Here is a 17,810-nt window from a genome sequence, read left to right as displayed (position 1 = left end):
CTCAGCGCAGCTTCAGAGCCAGCGGCCGCGATGCCATTGGTGCATCGCTCGACCCCGTGCAGTGCCGTGTTGAACTCGTTCCCGCAGCATACGATCGCGTCACGTGCAGCCGGTCCATCACCACAAACCGCGTCCGTACTCCACCGAGAACCTGCGGCAGCGTGGCAGGCATGTGGTTGCGATCCACAAAGATCACTAGCGCCGCGTCGCGCGGGTTATCGAGGCTTTGCCCCACGCCTACCCCGAAGAACCCCTTGTTCACCCGCATCAGGCTGCGGCCCATCTGATCCTTGGCGCGCATCGCATGGCTGAGCACAGCGGGCGCCAGCGCCACAGGGGGGGCGCCGCTGTTGTCGGTGGGCGCAGTTCCCAGAGCCACTGCCTCCGCCGTCGCGGAAACCACCACCGTCCGCACCCCATCGATGATCGCGGGGACGGTTGGCTCCGCGCGGTCGTCCACGTACACCACAACCGCGGACTCCCCGGCGTGATCGGTGCTTTTGCCCACGCTCACACCCCGAATCCCCGCTGCCGGATTCACCATGTTGCGTGCGGCAAACAAGGCCTGCTGCCCGCGTGTGATCTCCTCATCGCGCAGCACCAGCCCCTGTGCCTTCTCCACCGTGCTGTTGCCGTAGTTCAGGCAGCTCACAGGGTGATCCGCGCCGCCCACGAACGTGAAGCCGGCGCCATTCGTCACAGCCGCCAGCGCGTTCAGCACATCTCCCGCGGGATTCGCCACGCCCTGGCCCACGCCAGCAGCATCCGTCCCGCCCGCAAAGAACAGGCCCACCGGCTCTGCATTCGACGCGTTCACCACCAGAGAGCCCGAGTCCCCTGCGTCGCTGAAGCGGTCTCCGCTCACGCCCACCTGGTGCGTAAAGATTTTTGTCGTATAAGGCCGGGTCTCCGCGCAATCGGAGAAGTAATCCACGGCCACATCGAGGTCGATTGCGGACACCCCGCCGCACGTCAGCCCGGTGGTGCGTCCGCTCTTCGCCACCCTCATCTCCAGGTTGGCGGCCTCGCCGCGCCCACCGCTCGACGAAACTCCCGGGGGCGCCGCACTTAAAGCTCCGTCCGCTCCCCGCGCACCCAATTCCAAAATGCTGCCCGCGCTGTCCATCGTCCGGCTCGCCACCTGCGCAATCGCGGCATCCACATTCGTCTGCGGCGACTTCAGCGGTACCCACGCGCTCAGACTTGCCACCGGCACGGTGCCCGGCCCCGCCCCGTTGGGCGTGCAGTTGTTGTCAATCAACCCCGGCTGCACGATTGCATCGCCCACCGCTGCGTGGTCGCTCTTGGCCAACACGTGGTTGTTGCTCAGCACATACTGCCGACCCCCCGAGTCCTGCACCAGCGCGCCGAGTGTGCCGCTACAGCAATCGGCAATCGTGTTCCCACGCGCGTCGTAATCCGTGTTGTTGCCCCCCGAACTTCCCAGCGGCATCATCGTGGCCAGCATTTCCTGGTGGCCGATGGGATTGCTCGTCACCCCGGCCGTGTTCAGTAGTAGTTCGGTCGCGGTGCGCGAGGCCTTGCCGGCCGCCCCGCTCACCATTGCCACAACATAGGCGGCCGCCGTTGCGCCCAGCGTCGCCGGAGCCGTATACGTCACCGAGCACGTCGTAAAGGCCTTCGCGCCCCGGTCGCACAGCGTCGGACCCAGCGTGCCTGCTCCGCTGCCGGAGCCTGAAGCAGCACCGGCCAATGCGAAGTGGATGCCCGCCTGTCCCCCAGCCACCGCCAGCTTGCCGGAGATCGTCACGCTGCCGCCCGGCCCTACGGCGGCATTCTCCGGCGCCAGCGGCTGCAGGAACCCCGGCGTAATGGTCAGCCGCGCCCTCGCGATGGAGCCGGTTGAACCCTCCAGATGCGCTGTAACCGTCACTTCGGCGTGATCCGCCGTCAGATAACCCGGCGGCGTATACCGCCCCTGGGTATCGATGGCGCCCGGTCCGGCCACGCGGTCGCCGCCAGCAACGGACCACGTCACCTGGGCGGACGTTCCGTCGGCCAGCAGAGCCGCAAACTGATGGACCGCTTCGCCGTGCGCGTTCAAGGCATTGCAGCCGTTGCAACTCGTGTCAAGACTCGAAATTCCGGGAGTAATTGACAAGGCGGAACTAGCCGTTGCGGTTGTTCCCGCAGCAGCTCCGCACCCTGCCAGCACCGGCAGCACAAAAGCCAGCGCGGCGGCCAACAGGGCCGAGACCACCCTGCGGCCTATTCCGCTCGCGCCAGTCCAGCGGGCAGCCTTCAGCTGCCGCTTCGAAATGTAGGAAGGTTCCCGCACAGAAATCAAGCCGCTCCATGAGGGCTTGCGAAGGCACACCAACGCGTATGCCGGCATAAAGGGCAGACCTCAGTTTACTCGCGTCTCCGACCCGAATCTACAAACTGCGTCAAAGACGATCAGCTTCGGGGGAAACTGAATAGTCGGAAAGCGGAACCCCACTTTCGCCGTTAACATAGCCCTACGATGGTCAAGCACTTCGAAACCAGCCAGTGGGTGCCCTATCCGGTCGAACTCGTCTTCGCCTTCTTCGCCAATCCACACAACCTGCCACCGCTCATGCCGCCGGAGGTCGAGGCTCGCATCGAAGACATGCGCATCACCCCGCCCCCGCCTCGGCCCGTTCCCGCTGACCCATCGCGCCGCTTCCAGAGCCTTGCCGCGGGGGCCGGCTCGGAACTCCTCATCAGCTTTAAACCTGCCAAGTTCCTGCCCCGCGTCAGCTGGACTGCCCACATTGAGGAATTCGAGTGGAACAGCCACTTCCTGGACGAGATGATCCGCGGGCCCTTCAAGACCTTCCGCCACCGCCACGGCATCGCGCCCGAAGTTCGAAATCGGGAGGCAGGCACCTGCGTCACGGACTCAATCGACTTCGAATTGCCCGGCGGCATTGTCGGAGTGCTGGCCGCCCGCAAGGTTTGGAACCAGCTACAGCAGTCCTTTGCCTTCCGTCAGAAGCGCCTTCCCGAAATCCTCGCCATAGCTGCCCGGCAGGCCACCCGCAGTCAATAACCGCTACCTGCATTACTTCTTCAGCAGCCCCTCGCGATCCATCACATTCCCTTCCAGAATCAGCGTGCTGATCTTCCGCGCATTCCAGATATTGGCCGTAGGGTCCGCATCCAGCACCAGCACATCCGCTCGCCGCCCCGCCGCCACCGCGCCCAACTCGTTCCAGTTAAACTCCAACGCGTAATTATTGGTGGCCGCTGCCAGCGCCTCCCGCGGCGTCAGTCCCATGCGCACCAGCAACTCCAGTTCCACCTGCAGCGAGATGCCCGGAAACGAACCGTCCACCGGCGCACCCGACGCTGCCAGGTAATGCGGGAACGCCGCAAACAGCGCCTGGTTGATGTGCCACAGCCGCAGCGCGGACTGGTCGGCCTTCTTCTCCAGATTGGCTTCCACGTAGCGCTGCCCAATTCCCGGCAGATGCTTCGCCCACGAGGGCAGCGGATAGTTGATCTCACCCGTCTTACGATCCGGCGCGTTGGACAAGTGTGACGGATCGAGCAGAGCCGCCGCTGGTTCTTCCCACAGGTTGCGATGATCCGGCAGCCTCGAGAAGTACATCGCGAACGTGGGCATCAGCGCCGCATGGTGCGAAGCGATGAATTTCGCATAGCTGCGCACCCGCAGGTCGCTTGGCGGTACGCGCTCGGCATAGTCAAAGGCAGTGGTCGCCGGCGCTCCTTCAGGGTCCGCGGCTAGAGGCTGCTGCAGCTCATCGGGAATCGCACCCAGCTCATAGCTGCCCATGTGCACCAGCGCGTCCACCCCGGCCTCAATGCCAACCCGGAACGGCGTGGCCACAAACTCTCCGTAGGCGATGATGCCCATCTGATGTGCACGCGCAATCAGTGACTGCGTATTGGCCGCCGTGACGTGCGGCCCTATGTAGACGACCCGCGTCCCCAGTGCCTTGGTCGCCGCAAGCTGCTTGAGCGTCTCATCCGGAGGCAGTTCGGAGGCGCGGCCATACTGTCTCAGCCGAGCGCCCCAGCTTTCATGGCCAATCAGCAGGCTCCAGTCGTCGGTTGCGCCCACGGAGTCAATCAAATAGAGATGCGGCGCCGGGGTCACGCTTTGATCCACGTGCCCACGCCGGCTGTCGGAACGAACAACCGCGGTGGTCACGCCCATGTAGAGACTGGCGGAAGCCTGGCTCTGATCCGTCATCCCCACGTAGCCGTCCACCAGTCCGGGGAGGATGTATTTACCGGTGCAGTCGATAACCCGCGCACCTTTTGGCACCTGCAGAGTCGACGCGGGTCCGACCTCCGCCACTTTGCCGTTTTGAATGATCACCACGGCATCGTGCAGATCGCTCGCGGAGCGGCCCCAGTTCGAAACGTCAATGACCGTTCCGCCCGCCAGGACCAGCGGAGCAGCAGCCTGCGCCCAGCCCAGAACAGAGCCCAAGAACCACCCAGCTATCGCCAGCAGCAAACTACGGTCAAGTCGCATGAGTAAAGGTCTGTCTGGAATTGTCGCACGCCCAATCGCCCAAGTTGCGTCCCCACCCGATTACGATACCTGCTTGCCTCGCCGGTTGGCACGCCATCGGCGCAGGGAACCCGCTATCGACCCACGAGTGTCCTTGGTCTCCGTGCCGTTAGCAGCGGCACCACCTGGTCGTGTGCCGCCTCCACGGTCAGCCCGTATTTCTGCCGCAGCGCGTCTATTTTTCCGTGCTCGATGAACTGATCCGGCCACCCAATCCGCACCAGGGGAACCTTGCTCCCGATCTCCTCCAAGGTCTCCAGCACGGTCGACCCGAACCCGCTCATCTTCACGTGATCCTCAAACGTCACAAACGCCGCTACCCGCTCCGCGTAGCGCGCAATCATCTCGCGATCCACCGGCTTGATGAACCGCGGATTGATCAGCGCAGCCGAGTAGCCCTCGCCCTCGAGCCGTGCCGCAAGATCCATTGCCAGCGGCATCATGTGACCGAGGCCGAGAATCGCCACATCCGATCCGTCCGCCAGCACCTCCGCCTTGCCCAACGGCAACACCTGCGGAGGCCGCTTGGGCACGCCGATCACCGGGCCGCGTGGATAGCGGATCGCGCTCGGACCCTCCAGCGTCATCGCGGTCTTCATCATGTCGGCCAGTTCGGCCTCATCCTTCGGCGCCATCAGGGTCATGTCGGGAATCCCGCGCAGATACGCAATGTCGAAGAGACCATGATGGGTGGGCCCGTCATCGCCGCTGAGGCCGGCGCGGTCCATGCAGAACAGCACCGGCAGCTTCTGCAGCGCGACATCATGCACGATGGGGTCGAACGCCCGCTGCAGAAAGGTCGAATAGATGGCACACACCGGCCGGAAGCCGCGCGTCGCCATACCCGCCGCAAAGATTACCGCATGCTCCTCGGCAATCCCCACATCGAAATAACGCTTTGGATGGATTGGGCGGAACAGATCCAGCCCGGTTCCGTTTGGCATGGCCGCCGTAATTGCTACTACGCGCGAATCCTGATTGGCCAACTCCGCCAGGGAGGTGGCAAACGCCTCTGACCACGTCTGCTGACCCGCCGCCGTCTTGCCGGTTTCAGGATCGTACGGACCCAGTCCGTGGAATTTTTTTGTCAGATCCATCGCCGGCTGGAAGCCGCGCCCTTTCTGCGTCAGGACGTGCAGCAGCACCGGCCGGTCGGCATTCTTCAAAAACTTGAACGTCTCAAGCAGCAGCGGCAGGTTGTGCCCGTCCACCGGCCCGTAGTAGTCGAGGCCAAACTCCTCGAACAGCATCGACGGCCACAGCATGCCTTTAGCAGCTTCTTCAGCCCGTCGCATCACGTTCACCGCCGTCTTGCCGCCAATCTTCTCCACCACGCGCTTCGAGAGGTTATGCAGTTGCTGGTAGTGATCATTGGTCACCACTTTGTGGAAGTAGCGCGCAATCGCGCCCACGTTGCGGTCGATGGACCACTCGTTGTCATTCAGCACGATGATGAGGCGCTTGGTCTGGTCGGCAATGTTGTTGAGCGCCTCGAACGAGATGCCATTCGTAAACGCCGCATCGCCGGCCACCGCGATGACGTTCTCCGTGCCGCCTGCCAGGTCTCGCGCTACGGCCATGCCGAGCGCGGCGGACAGGGCCGTGCCCGCGTGCCCCGCGCCGTAGCAGTCGTGCTCGCATTCCGTGCGCAGCATGAAGCCGTTCAACCCGCCCGGCTGGCGAATGGTGCCGAATCGCTCTCTGCGCCCCGTGAGGAGCTTGTGCGTATACACCTGGTGGCTTACGTCGAACAGGAACTTGTCGCGGGGCGAGTCAAACACGTAGTGCATGGCCAGCGTCAGCTCCACCACGCCCAGGTTGGGTCCGAGATGGCCGCCCGTCTTTGCCAGGCTTTGAATAAGGAATGCGCGGATCTCTTCCGCGAGTACCGCCAGTTCTGCGGGGTTCAGGCTTTTGATGTCGGCGGGTGATTGAATTGAATCCAGCAGTGCTGCCATGGAATCCTTTTCGCCGGGGGCGCCGGATCGCGCGCCGTCTCCGGCTGTCTTCAAAAGTGATTTGACTCTGATTCGCGACGCAAGGTTCACCCGTGAGCTGCGAATCGACTCAAACCACTCGCGTGGCACCTGCCGATCAGTGTATGCCGATCCGCTGTATTACCAGCCCGATACGGCAAGAAAAAAGCCCCGCGACGCGGGGACTTTCTCGCAGGTTCTGCCACTGTGAAGTATACCAATCTACGAGTTGCCGCGCATCTTCACCGGACCTGGCACAGAGCTGGGCAGAGTTGCCGGGCGAACTTACCGGTGCGCCCAGACCTTCCATTCCTGCGGATTTCCGTTGGCGTCCCGGCTCAGTTCCCAGCGCTCCACAAACACTGAGTCGCCCGCCAGAGGCTCGAGTGCCACGCGCAGAACTTTCCTCACGGTCTGATCCGGATCTCCCGGCGCCACGTTCACATCGCCGGCCTGCAGGGTAATGATCATGCCGCGCCGGCCATCGCTGGTCACCGACATGGGATGCTTCGGAAACTGAAGCACAGACGGCTTGTCGCCGTAGTTCCACAGATGCGGCGTGACAAAGATGAACAGCAGAATCAGCGTCACCATCACGTCGTAATGGAAGTTTCCGCGCGGGTAGGTCCAGTAGAAGTAGCTCTTCAAAATCCGATTCATCTTCTTCCAATCTCAGGCAAGGTGCGGATTCCCAGCTTCCGCTAACTCCACTGCCTTTCAATTTTCTCAAGTCCGCCCATAGAGGGCCGCAACGCATCCGGTACGACGATCGAGCCATCGGCCTGCTGATAGTTCTCGAGAACCGCCAGCCACGTGCGCCCCACGGCAAGGCCGCTGCCGTTCAGGGTATGCACAAACTCGCTCTTGCTTTTGCCGCCCGCGGCCTTGAAACGGATGTTCGCGCGCCGCGCCTGGAATGCCTCGAAGTTCGAGCAGGACGAAATCTCCCGGTACAACTGCTGCCCGGGCAGCCACACTTCCAGATCAAATGTCTTGGCGGACGAGAAACCCGTATCGCCCGCGCACAGCAGCATGCGGCGATAGGGTAGTTCCAAGGCTTCGAGAATCTCCTCGGCATCCCGCGTGAGGCGTTCGTGCTCGGTGTCGGAGTCCTCCGGCTTCACAAACTTCACCAGCTCCACCTTTTGAAACTGATGCTGCCGGATGATTCCGCGCGTGTCTTTGCCTGCGGCTCCCGCCTCGGCCCGGAAACAGGGAGTGTAGGCGGTGAGCGCTATGGGCAGGCGTGCTTCATCGAGAACCTCGTCGCGGTACAGATTTGTGACAGGCACTTCGGCCGTCGGAATCAGCCAGTGGTCGGCATCGCGGAACTCGCCGCGAGCGGCGGCCTCCGCGTCGGAATCGGAACACCGGAACAGGTCTTCGGCGAACTTGGGCAACTGGCCGGTCCCGAACAGGCTGCGGCTGTTCACCATGAATGGCGGCAGAACCTCGGTGTAGCCGTGTCCGCCGGACTCCTTTGAGGCTGTGTGCCGATCGAGCATGAAGCCGATCAGCGCGCGCTCCAGCCTGGCGCCGGCGCCCATGTAGACCGCGAAGCGGGCGCCGCTCAGCTTGGCGGCTCGCTCGAGATCCAGAATTCCAAGGCTTTCGCCGAGTTCCCAGTGCGGCCTGGGCGCGAAGTCGAACTGGCGCTTCTCGCCCCACGTTTTGACGACGACGTTGTCCTCTTCGGAGCGTCCGGCTGGAACCTCGTCACGGGTGAGATTGGGAACGCTGGCCAGGGAGAATCGCAATTCGTCATCGAGCCTTGTGGCGGTCCTGTCGAGCTCGTCCAGCGTCTCCTTGAGCGTGCGGGTCTCCTCCATCAATGCCGTAGCGTCCTGGCCCTGGCGCTTCAACTGGCCTACCTGCTGGCTCAGATCGTTGCGCTTCGCTTTGAGGGTTTCAGCCTGGGTGATGGCCTGCCGGCGTTCCTGATCCAGGGTGCGGAAATTGCCCAGCAGCGCCGCCGGATCGGCACCGCGGGCGCGCAGTTTTTCTTCCACCAGGGCCAGGTTGCCCCGGACAAAATTCAGATCGAGCATGACTCACTAGTTTAGCAGTGGGGGGTGCTGTGGAAGGGGCGGCGCTTTGGGCGGTGAAAGCGGCGCCCGGATGGGCGCGAAAGGGGGGGGTGGGGGTTAATCAATGCGTTAATAGTTGGCTACAAGCGGGCTTGCGCGGCGGGGATGTATTCAAGTCCTTAGATGGGTGGATTTGTAATATAGATCACAATAAGAAAAGGATCAAGCCTTTACTGCTCAGCGGTTTATGACCGAGGTGCCGGTAAGGGATAAAAAATAAGCTCATAATTTTCTAGTAAACAATTTCGGATTTTCTGCGCAGAAGGCATCCCCCAGTATTTCGGGTTCGGGATGGCTGATTCGGGCACAAGTTCTCCTCCCCGCTGCGGAGCGGCAGGAGATGAGTATGCGCCGGTTCTGCCGGGAGGGCTGTGCGCGCGGTCACAGGCGGCTGTGCGCGGTCACAGGCGGCTGTGAGCGGATCGCAAACCAGGGAGGCAGGCGGGGGGGGGCGGGGGGGTAGGTGGTTTGTGTCTGGGAAGAGCACGCCGCCACCCCGACCCCGACCCCGACCCCCACCGCCACCCCCCTAAGCTATTTTCTGATCGTCGGCCTTCGATCCCGTTGGGCTCAATCGGCTGCCTGCGCCGAGCCGGGCGGCGCGGCCGGTGGCGGTGCCGCAGCGCCTGTCGGCCCGGCCTTGATCTGGTCTTCCCAACCCGGCAGCCGCTGATCGCCGGTGATCAGGCGCGCGCCGCGGGTAAAGCTGATGTAGCTCCAGAACCAGGAGAACAGCACAGCCACCCGGTTCCTGAACCCGATGAGGAAGAAGATGTGCACGACCAGCCAGGTGAGCCACGCGGGCCAGCCGCTGAGGTGCCCCTTGAACGGCCACTTTACGTCGGCCACGGCCGACATGCGTCCGATGGTGGCCATGTCGCCCTTGTCGAAGTATCGGAAAGCCGGGCGGGCTGCGCCTTTGAGGTCTGCCGCGACGATCTTGCCGATGTGGTCGCCCATCTGCATGGCGGGCTGCGCCACGCCGGGCACCTGCTTGCCGTCCTGCTCGAAGTGGGCCAGGTCGCCCAGCACAAACACGTTGGCGAGGCCGGCCGGATTGAGCTGGTCATCGACCGTCACGCAGCCGCGTCTGTCCGTGGCAAGACCCAGCATTTTGCCCAGCGGCGAAGCCTGCACGCCGGCGGCCCAGAGAATGACCGCCGCCTCCACTTTGCCGATGGGGTGGGGGCCGCCTGTCTCAACAAAGCCGGGCTGGATGCCGGTCACGTGGCACCCCAGGTGAACCTCCACCCCCAGTGCCTCCAATTCCTTCTGCGCCCTGGCGCTCAGGTCGGGCGGATAGGCGGCCAGCAGGCGCTCCCCGCCATCCAGCAGCAACACCTTTGCTTTCTGCGGGATGATGTGGCGGAAGTCGTGTTTCATGTAGTACTGCGCGATGTCGCGGATGGCCCCGGCGAGTTCCACCCCGGTGGGACCGCCGCCGATGACCACGAAGTTGAGCGGGGGGTGCCAGCCATGCTCCTGCATGTGGCGCTCGGCCAGCTCGAAGGCCAGCAGGACGCGGCGGCGAATTTCGGTGGCGTCCTCGATGGTTTTGAGCCCCGGCGCGGCCGCGGCCCACTCGTCGTGCCCGAAGTAGGAATGGGTCGATCCTGCAGCCACCACCAGGTAGTCGTAGGCGATGCGGGCGCCGCTTTTGAGGTTCACCTGCTGTGCCTGCGTGTCGAATCCAATCACCTCATCCATCAGCACTTGCGTGTTGGCCTGGTGGCGCACGATGCTGCGGATGGGGGACGCGATATCGGCTGGCGACAAAACCGCCAGAGCCACCTGGTAGAGCAGGGGCTGAAAGGTGTGGTGATTGCGGCGATCGATGAGGGTTACGTCGACAGGCAGATCGCCAAGGGCCTTGGCCGCGTGGATGCCGGCGAAGCCGCCGCCGATGATGACCACCCGTGGCGGATGGCCCGGAACCTGTTGAAGCGGTGCAGCTAGTTGGGTCAAAGCACGCCTCGCTTTCTATTAGGGGAGATGCGGCGAGGCGACGATTGGTTCAAAATCCCTGTGGTTTGGGGGGTGCCTGAAGGAGCTTTTCCGATGAAGTGCCTGTAATCCGCGGGCATGCATGCGGTCGTTCACCCATAGCGCAGCGGAGTAGACGGATGTGCCGCCGCCTGAGCGCGGTTGACTGCGGCGTTCCTTCCGAATTGCCGACAACTCGACCGCTACTGTGCCAATGCGCTGCGCTGGCACAGTAGCGGTCCACATGGGTGTTTAGAGATTTGGTGCGGCTGAGCGACTCGCGCCTTTTGGAACCGCGGTTCGAGGTGGGTAGGGCACGGATGGCCAATGCTGTTCCGGAACCCATTTCCCATGCACCTGTACAGCTCCGACCTGTGCGCCGCAAAGCTCGCAGGCATGCATAGCCCATTGCTCTCGATTTCTGTTTCGGGTAAGAACTACTTGCAAGTCATCGCTGAACTGGCTATCACACGGCTTTACTTGGGTCGGCATCATTCTCCTGTTCACTAAGTTTAGATGCGGCAAACCTGAACTTTCATCGGAACTTGGGACCGGATGGGTGAATGAGTAGTAAAAAACGAGGTTCGTGGCACACATTCCGGGCGAGTGACCCCCAACCCGGACGTACGGGCAGCGCGGTCAGGCGAACAGAAAGCGTAGTGACGGGTGGGCGACAGAGCGCCCGATATGAAGCCGATCGTAGAATCGGTCGAACCTAGACCTCTGAGCACAAACGATGAAAGGTTCGTTAGCGGATGAAGTTCGTGAAATCCGTTTCTTAAGTGGTTGACGAACCCGCCGATAAGTCACCTGGACCAGGAGACACTCACATGCCGCAGCTATCTCGACGCGCCTTTCTCGAGCCGTGTTTTGTCACTTGGAGTGTTTGGTGTCGGAGTCGAACTTGATGAGTCCATCCCGGTAGTCGATGTGCACCTTCATCGATTGGAGGGACTCCTGGCCGAGGAACCCCGCGATGGCCATCCCCGAGTCTCTCGTGAAGCGCGAGGTATCAAAGGTCGACAGGCAATTGAATTTCTGGGTTGTGCGGGCGAAGGAGAGCGAGACGCCGCAAGCGGTAAATTGATAGTCCACTTTGCCGCTGGTGTCCCTCACCTCGTATTTACTGTCTTTGTGGCCGTCGGCGATTTCGTGCCCGGCTTCGGGAGAGAGGACGGTTTCGCCGAAGGAGGTGTCGAGCAGAAACACGCTGGGGAATTTGTTGTTGACCAGAACGGGCAGAATCAGGTCACTGCCGGAGCGATACATCTCGGTGTAGTCACTCATTGCGGGCGCGACATATCGGTCGCTCAGGCCGTTTGCGGGTGTTCCTGCGGGCAGGGCGGGAAGGGGATCGAAGGCGAACTTGTGAGACGGATAGTCGATGGTCACGAGGAAATCCGACATCAGGGTCATGGAAATGATGCCGTCCACATCGCCCGAGAACTTGGCATCGATCACCTGCACGGCGCAGTTATGAAATTCGATGCCGCCGATGGAGATGGAATCGGCGAATGCGATATAGCCGCCTCTTGCGTCCTGGGGGCCGATGCCGGGCACCTGAAGCTGGTAGAGGGGCTTAAGGCCCAAGTGTTTGGCTGTTGAACTTAGGATCAGCAGTCCGCTTACGCCGTCGATGGGAAGACGCGGGTTGTAGCCGGTGTCGATGGCGAGCTGAATGTTGTGTGTATTGACGCTTGCCTGGAGGGCAGACCATGCGGGCCCGCCGGTGCGCACGCCGGTGACGCTGGAGAAGGGAACCATGGTGGCGGCGGGAGTGGAAGCGAGGGTGCAGGTGGGTTGGAGGTCCGGCGGCAGCTTCTTCAACTGTTCCAGTTGCAAGCGGCGCTCGGTCACAGCCTCGGCATCGTCTCCGCGGGGAGCGGCAACATAGGCCTCCAACTCCGGGAGTCGCCGGGCGGTAGGCAGGGTATCCATCCAGGCGGCGCGAATCTCAGGATCTTCGGGGTCCAGCGTATGAGCGGTGGCCAGGAACTTGCTTGCGGCGGCGTTGCGCGCATTCAGTTTCGCCAGCCTTGAAACGAGGAACAGTGTCCGCGGATTGCAGGGGTCCAGCCTGGCGGAGGCGGATGCGGTTTCCTGCGCTGCCCAGGGCTCTCCCTGGCGGAGTTCCAGTTCGCCACGCAGCGTCAACAACTCGGGCGCGGGGGACTTGTCGCCGAGGAGTGCATGGAGTTCGCCGGCGGCGTCGATGACTCTCTGCTGGCGCAAGAGGGAGTGGACGCGTCCGATGGCCGCGTCCGTTTGCGCCGGATTTTGAGCCAGGGCGGCTTTGTAGAGATCGGCTGCTTTGGCGAAATCGCCGGCGAGGTAGGCGGTGTCGGCGGTGGAGGGCGGAGGATGGTGAATCACTTTGCAGCTCACGGCAAAGAGGCCCTGAGCCGCGAGCCCGAAGAGCCCCAGAACGAAGACCGGGCGCAGGCGCGCGCCGCAGGAGTTGAGTAAAGCCAACACTCGTGGCATTCAAAAATCCTCAGGGAACTATGCGGGGAATGATATATCAGGGGCTGCGGAGGATGGGGTTAAAGCAAACGGGGGCGGGCGTGATGCAGGCGCCGCTCATCAGGAGATGCATCCGCGAGGAGACGCATCAGCGGGGGGGCGGGGGCGAGGCCAGCCGACTTACGAAGTCCTCAAGGAAGCTCCGCGCGTCGTAGAGGGCGGCTTTCGATTCTTCAAGGCGGCTGATCATCAACGCGCCTTCGAGCGTGGCGATGATGATGTTGGCGAGGGCCTGGGGGCGGGCCCCGGCGCGAATCTCCTTTCGGCGCAGTCCGCGGCTTACGATCTGCGCGATGCGGGCACGCCATTCGTTCAAGCCATTCCGGGCGAGGTCGCGGAGGACGGAGTTCCCGTCGTCGGCGTCAACGGCTGTATTGAGGAGGGGGCAACCGCCGGGGATGGCTGAAGGCGCCTCAACGAACTGCTCGATCAGTTTGCGCAGATGTTCGACTGCGTTGAGGGAAGGGTCAGCGGCGGGCATCCGGCTGGTCATTGCCCGCGACAATGCGTAACGGAAGGCCTCGGCGGCGAGTTCCTCCTTGCCGCTGAAGTGGCGGTAGAGGCCGCCCTTCTGAAGGCCGGTGGCCTCGAGGATGTCCTGCATGGAGCAGCCTGCGAACCCGAGCTGATTGAACAGCGGGGCTGCGTTTTCGATGATTCGCTGACGAGTGGTTGTTCCCTTGCTCACGGCGCCCTCCGGTCGAGGCTGGCAAAAAAAGACGCATCGGTCTCAAATCCAGCTGAATCCAACCTCGCGAGACCGTTCGGTCTCAATTCTACGCCTGTCGAGGTTGTATTTGGCTACGATTGCCGTTCCCGCTCCTTCTTCCCGCCGGGTGGATCTGACCAGGACGCGTCCGCAGGTGAATCCATGGGTCATTGCGTTGACGGTGACGCTGGCGACTTTCATGGAGCTGCTGGATACTTCGATCGCGAATGTGTCGCTGCCTTACATCGCGGGTGGACTGGGCCGTTCGTACGACGAGGTGACGTGGATTCTGACCACGTACCTTGTGGCCAATGCGGTGGTCTTGCCTTTGTCGGCGTGGCTTTCGCGGGTTCTGGGACGCAAGAATTACTACCTGCTGTGCGTGGCGCTGTTTACGGTCACGTCATTTTTGTGCGGCATCGCGCCGAGTCTTGGGGTGATGCTGTTTGCGCGTGTTCTGCAGGGCATTGGAGGGGGCGGTCTGGCGCCGGTGGAGCAGGCGATTCTGGTGGACACCTTTCCGCCGCACAAGCGGGCGGCGGCATTTGCGCTGTACACGATGGCGATTGTGACCGCGCCTGCCATTGGGCCGGTACTGGGCGGTTGGATCACGGACAACTACAACTGGCGGTGGGTGTTTTTCATTAACATCCCGGTCGGCATTCTGTCGATGGTGCTGACGAGCCGGTTTGTGCAGGATCCGGCCTCGTTCGCGGAAGAGCGCAAATCGATAAGGACGGCGGCGGGGAAGCTGAAGATTGACGGGATTGGGATTACGTTGATCGGGTTGGGATCGGGCGCGCTGGAGGTGGTGCTGGATCGCGGCGAGATCGATGACTGGTTTGGATCTGGATTTATCCAAGGTGCGAGCGTGCTGGGGCTGCTGTGCCTGACGGCGGCGGTGGTGTGGGAGCTGAAGCAGCGGGATCCGGTGATTGAGTTCCGGCTGCTGAGGATACGCAATTTTGCGATTGCGAATCTCTTCTACTTTATTTTCGGGTTTGGGCTGTTTGCGTCGACGACGATGATTCCGCAGATTCTGCAGACACTCTACGGCTATCGGGCGATTGATGCGGGGCTGGTGCTGGGGCCGGGCGCGTTTGTGATCACGCTGCTGGCGCCGGTGGGAGCGCAGATTTTGCAGCGAGGCGTGATCCGCCCGCAGTATCTACTGCTGGGTGCGCTGCTGGTGGTGGGAGTGTCGTTTCTGCATTACGGCAGGTTCAACCTGGAGACGGACTATGCGCATTATGCGTGGGCGCGGGCGCTGCAGGGTCTTGGCTATGCATTCTTCTTTGTGCCGCTGACGATGATTGCTTATTCGCAGTTGAAGCCAGACCAGAACAACAAGGCTTCGTCGCTGACGAATTTTTTCCGCAACTGGGGAGGGAGCTTCGGGATTGCGTTCGTCAATGCGGTGTCGGACCGCCGGCTGGAGTTTCATCAAGCGACGCTTGGAAGCAATCTGCCGGGGAGTTCGCAGGCGGTGCAAGGGCAGGTGGGCGGCGTGGCGAATTATCTTGCGGAGCGCGGAATGGTGAAAACGGATGCGGTGAAGGCGGCGTATGGGTATGTGTATTCGCACCTGCAGGCGCAGGCGCATTTTCTGGCCTTCATGGATTGCTTCTGGGTGATTGGGGTGCTGACGCTGGTTGCGGCTCCCATTGTGTTGCTGACTAAGCCATTTTCGGTTGGCGGCAAGGCGCCCGCGGGACATTGACTTGTCCCGAGGGGGCGGATCAGGAATGGGGTTCGAGCAGCGGCACAAACTTGCGGTCCTGTTCGTCGTATTGCTCGATGCGGCCGGAGAGGATGTCGTAATACCAGCCGAAGGTCTGCAGCTTGCCGTTGGCGCTGGCTTTGGCGACCGAGGGCTGCGCACGCAGGTTCATCAACTGCGCGACGACGTTGCCGCGAATCAGGGAGCAAAGCTCGGCGTGCTCGCCATCGGCGGGATTGAGCGGCTGGCGATGGCTGAAGGCGCCTTCGACGTGATCGAGCCAGCGCCGGGCGCGGGGGAGTTTGTCGAGCGAGGTGCGGTTGAGGGCAGCTTTGATGGCGCCGCAGTCGGAGTGACCGCAGTTGATGATGTAGGGAACTTTGAGAACGTCTACGGCATACTCGATGGTTGCGGACACGCCGTCTACGTCGTTCATGGTGATGGGCACCACGTTGCCGATGCTGCGGCTGATGAACAGGTCGCCGGGGCCGGTGCCGAGGATGAGGTCGGGAACGATGCGGGAGTCGGAACAGGTGATGAAGAGCCATTCGGGCGCCTGGCTTTCCGCCAGGAGATGAAATTGATTGCGGCGAGCGGGGAAGACGTCTTTCAGGAACTTGCGATGGCCTTCGAGGATGCGGTGCACGTGCGTGTGACCTCTGGATTCAGGGTAGCGTATTCAGGGGTCAGGGGTCAGGTTTGCAAGTGGCCAGGTGGTCAGGTCAGCAGGCTGTCCGGTGCGCGCTTGATCTGCTGATCGCTGAATCGCGGCATCGGCCACCTGACCACATGATCACTTGACCACCTGATCACTTGACCACCTGTCCAATCACTTGACTACCTGTCCACTTGTATAGTGATTTTCATGCTGAAGATTGGCCTTGGTGCCGCCGCAGTGATTGTGTGTTCCGCTTCTTTTGTTTGTTCCGCGCAGGCTTCCTCGCAAACGGTCGACACGCTCGATCCTGCGATCAAGTCGCGCATAGACCGCATTGCCGCGGGAGTGATGGAGCAGCGGGGGGTGCCATCGGCCTCGGTTGCCGTGGTGCAGGGCGGGAAGCTGGTGTACACGCGTGCCTACGGCAAGGCCCATATTGATCCCGACAAGGCTGCTACGCCGGACATGCGCTACTCCATCGGGTCGATCTCGAAGCAGTTCACGGCGTCGGCGATTTTAATCCTGCAGGAGCAGGGCAAGCTGAAGCTGGATGATGCGGTGGGCAAGTACGTGCCGGGCCTGACGCGCGGCGATGAGGTGACGGTTCGGCAGATTCTTTCGCACACGTCGGGCTATCAGGACTACTGGCCCGAGGACTACCTGATGACGCCGATGATGAAGCCGACCACGGCGCAATCCATTCTCGACACCTGGGCGAAGAAGCCGCTTGATTTTGAGCCGGGCACGCAGTGGCAGTACTCGAATACCAACTACGTGGTGGCAGGCATGATTGTCGAAAAGGTGAGCGGGCAGAAGCTGATGGAGTTTCTGGGCGAGCATATCTTTCACCCGCTTGGCATGAAGAGCGTGTGGGACACGGACCAGGAGAAGCTGACGCAGACGGACGCGACGGCGTACATCCGCGCCGCGCTGGGGCCGCTGCGCCCGGCGCCCAAAGAGGGCCGCAACTGGATGTTCGCGGCCGGCGAGCTGGCCATGACGGCGCACGACCTGGCGCTGTGGGACGAGAGCATGATCGCGCGCAGCGTGCTGAAGGCGGAGAGCTACAAGGAGATGTTTACCGAGGTGAAGCTCAAGGATGGCAAGGGTACGCATTACGGCCTGGGCGTGGAAGTGGGGGAGCATGACGGCAAGCTGGAGATTGAGCACAGCGGCGAGGTGACGGGCTTTGTGGCGGACAACATCGTGCTTCCCGACGATGGCGTGGCTGTGGTCGTTCTGACGAATCACATGGCGGGCGGCGCGGGGCAGATCGCCAGCCTGGCGGCCGACACCGTGGCGGGGACGAAACGCTCCGCCGCCGAAGAGCAGGCGCTGGCGATCTATCAGGGATTGCAGAAGGGCGAGATCGATCGGAGCCTGCTGGCTCCCAATCTCAACGACTATTTTGACGCGCAGACGGTGGCTGATTTCAAAAGCAGCCTGGGGCCGCTGGGCGAGCCGTTAAGTTTCCAGCAGGTGCGCGAGAGTCTGCGCGGCGGCATGACCATGCGCGCCTTTCGCATCGTCTATCCCACTCGGCGGTTGAGCCTGAGCACGTATACGTATCCTGACGGCAAGCTGGAGCAGTACCTGGTGGATCCGATGGATTGATAGAGGCAGGCA

Annotated in this window: 12 protein-coding genes; 3 read left to right on the top strand and 9 right to left on the bottom strand. The window is 62.3% G+C overall.

The genetic code is table 11. The features are described from left to right. Window position 1: 1 nt before the first annotated feature. The gene (locus VGL22_RS09410; protein WP_465266653.1) at window positions 2–2,299 is read right to left on the bottom strand and encodes a chymotrypsin family serine protease; all 2,298 of its coding nucleotides are present in this window, start codon (window positions 2,297–2,299) and stop codon (window positions 2–4) included. A gap of 186 nt (window positions 2,300–2,485) precedes the next feature. On the opposite strand from VGL22_RS09410, the gene VGL22_RS09405 reads away from it, so the two are divergent. Beyond that, window positions 2,486–3,034 (top strand): SRPBCC family protein, encoded by a 549-nt coding sequence (locus VGL22_RS09405; RefSeq protein ID WP_465266652.1) that lies wholly within the window; start codon window positions 2,486–2,488, stop codon window positions 3,032–3,034. 12 nt (window positions 3,035–3,046) lie between these two features. Here VGL22_RS09405 and VGL22_RS09400 read toward each other — a convergent pair whose 3' ends face one another. The 7 genes from VGL22_RS09400 to VGL22_RS09370 all read right to left on the bottom strand — a co-directional run bounded on the left by VGL22_RS09400 (window position 3,047) and on the right by VGL22_RS09370 (window position 13,785). Further along, window positions 3,047–4,489 (bottom strand): amidohydrolase family protein, encoded by a 1,443-nt coding sequence (locus VGL22_RS09400; protein ID WP_465266651.1) that lies wholly within the window; start codon window positions 4,487–4,489, stop codon window positions 3,047–3,049. Between the two features lie 113 nt (window positions 4,490–4,602). Continuing rightward, window positions 4,603–6,486 (bottom strand): 1-deoxy-D-xylulose-5-phosphate synthase, encoded by a 1,884-nt coding sequence (gene dxs, locus VGL22_RS09395; RefSeq protein ID WP_465266650.1) that lies wholly within the window; start codon window positions 6,484–6,486, stop codon window positions 4,603–4,605. Between the two features lie 303 nt (window positions 6,487–6,789). Beyond that, the gene (locus VGL22_RS09390) at window positions 6,790–7,164 is read right to left on the bottom strand and encodes a hypothetical protein (protein WP_465266649.1); all 375 of its coding nucleotides are present in this window, start codon (window positions 7,162–7,164) and stop codon (window positions 6,790–6,792) included. 41 nt (window positions 7,165–7,205) lie between these two features. Beyond that, window positions 7,206–8,552 carry a serine--tRNA ligase gene (gene serS, locus VGL22_RS09385; protein ID WP_465266648.1) on the bottom strand — a complete coding sequence of 449 codons (1,347 nt, stop codon included), beginning with the start codon at window positions 8,550–8,552 and terminating at the stop codon, window positions 7,206–7,208. A 609-nt stretch (window positions 8,553–9,161) separates the two neighbouring features. Continuing rightward, the gene (locus VGL22_RS09380; protein WP_465266647.1) at window positions 9,162–10,556 is read right to left on the bottom strand and encodes an NAD(P)/FAD-dependent oxidoreductase; all 1,395 of its coding nucleotides are present in this window, start codon (window positions 10,554–10,556) and stop codon (window positions 9,162–9,164) included. 891 nt (window positions 10,557–11,447) lie between these two features. After that, window positions 11,448–13,058, bottom strand: a complete 1,611-nt coding sequence (locus tag VGL22_RS09375) for a hypothetical protein (protein ID WP_465266646.1) — start codon at window positions 13,056–13,058, stop codon at window positions 11,448–11,450. Between the two features lie 127 nt (window positions 13,059–13,185). Beyond that, window positions 13,186–13,785, bottom strand: a complete 600-nt coding sequence (locus VGL22_RS09370) for a TetR/AcrR family transcriptional regulator (RefSeq protein WP_465266645.1) — start codon at window positions 13,783–13,785, stop codon at window positions 13,186–13,188. 109 nt (window positions 13,786–13,894) lie between these two features. On the opposite strand from VGL22_RS09370, the gene VGL22_RS09365 reads away from it, so the two are divergent. Further along, window positions 13,895–15,526: a DHA2 family efflux MFS transporter permease subunit gene (locus VGL22_RS09365; protein WP_465266644.1), complete on the top strand. Its 1,632-nt coding sequence runs from the start codon at window positions 13,895–13,897 to the stop codon at window positions 15,524–15,526. Window positions 15,527–15,545: 19 nt separating this feature from the next. On the opposite strand, the gene VGL22_RS09360 is transcribed toward VGL22_RS09365, so the two are convergent. Further along, window positions 15,546–16,172: a carbonic anhydrase gene (locus VGL22_RS09360; protein ID WP_465266643.1), complete on the bottom strand. Its 627-nt coding sequence runs from the start codon at window positions 16,170–16,172 to the stop codon at window positions 15,546–15,548. Window positions 16,173–16,391: 219 nt separating this feature from the next. Between VGL22_RS09360 and VGL22_RS09355 the strand changes: the two genes are divergently transcribed. Continuing rightward, on the top strand, window positions 16,392–17,798 hold the full coding sequence (locus tag VGL22_RS09355) for a serine hydrolase domain-containing protein (protein ID WP_465266642.1): 1,407 nt from the start codon (window positions 16,392–16,394) through the stop codon (window positions 17,796–17,798). The last annotated feature ends 12 nt before the right edge of the window (window positions 17,799–17,810 follow it).

Origin of the sequence: Occallatibacter sp., assembly GCF_036502485.1 — a bacterium.
Classification (GTDB): Bacteria; Acidobacteriota; Terriglobia; order Terriglobales; family Acidobacteriaceae; genus Telmatobacter.
Note: the sequence above shows the minus strand (reverse complement) of the source record. Positions and strands in the feature narration are given on the sequence as shown.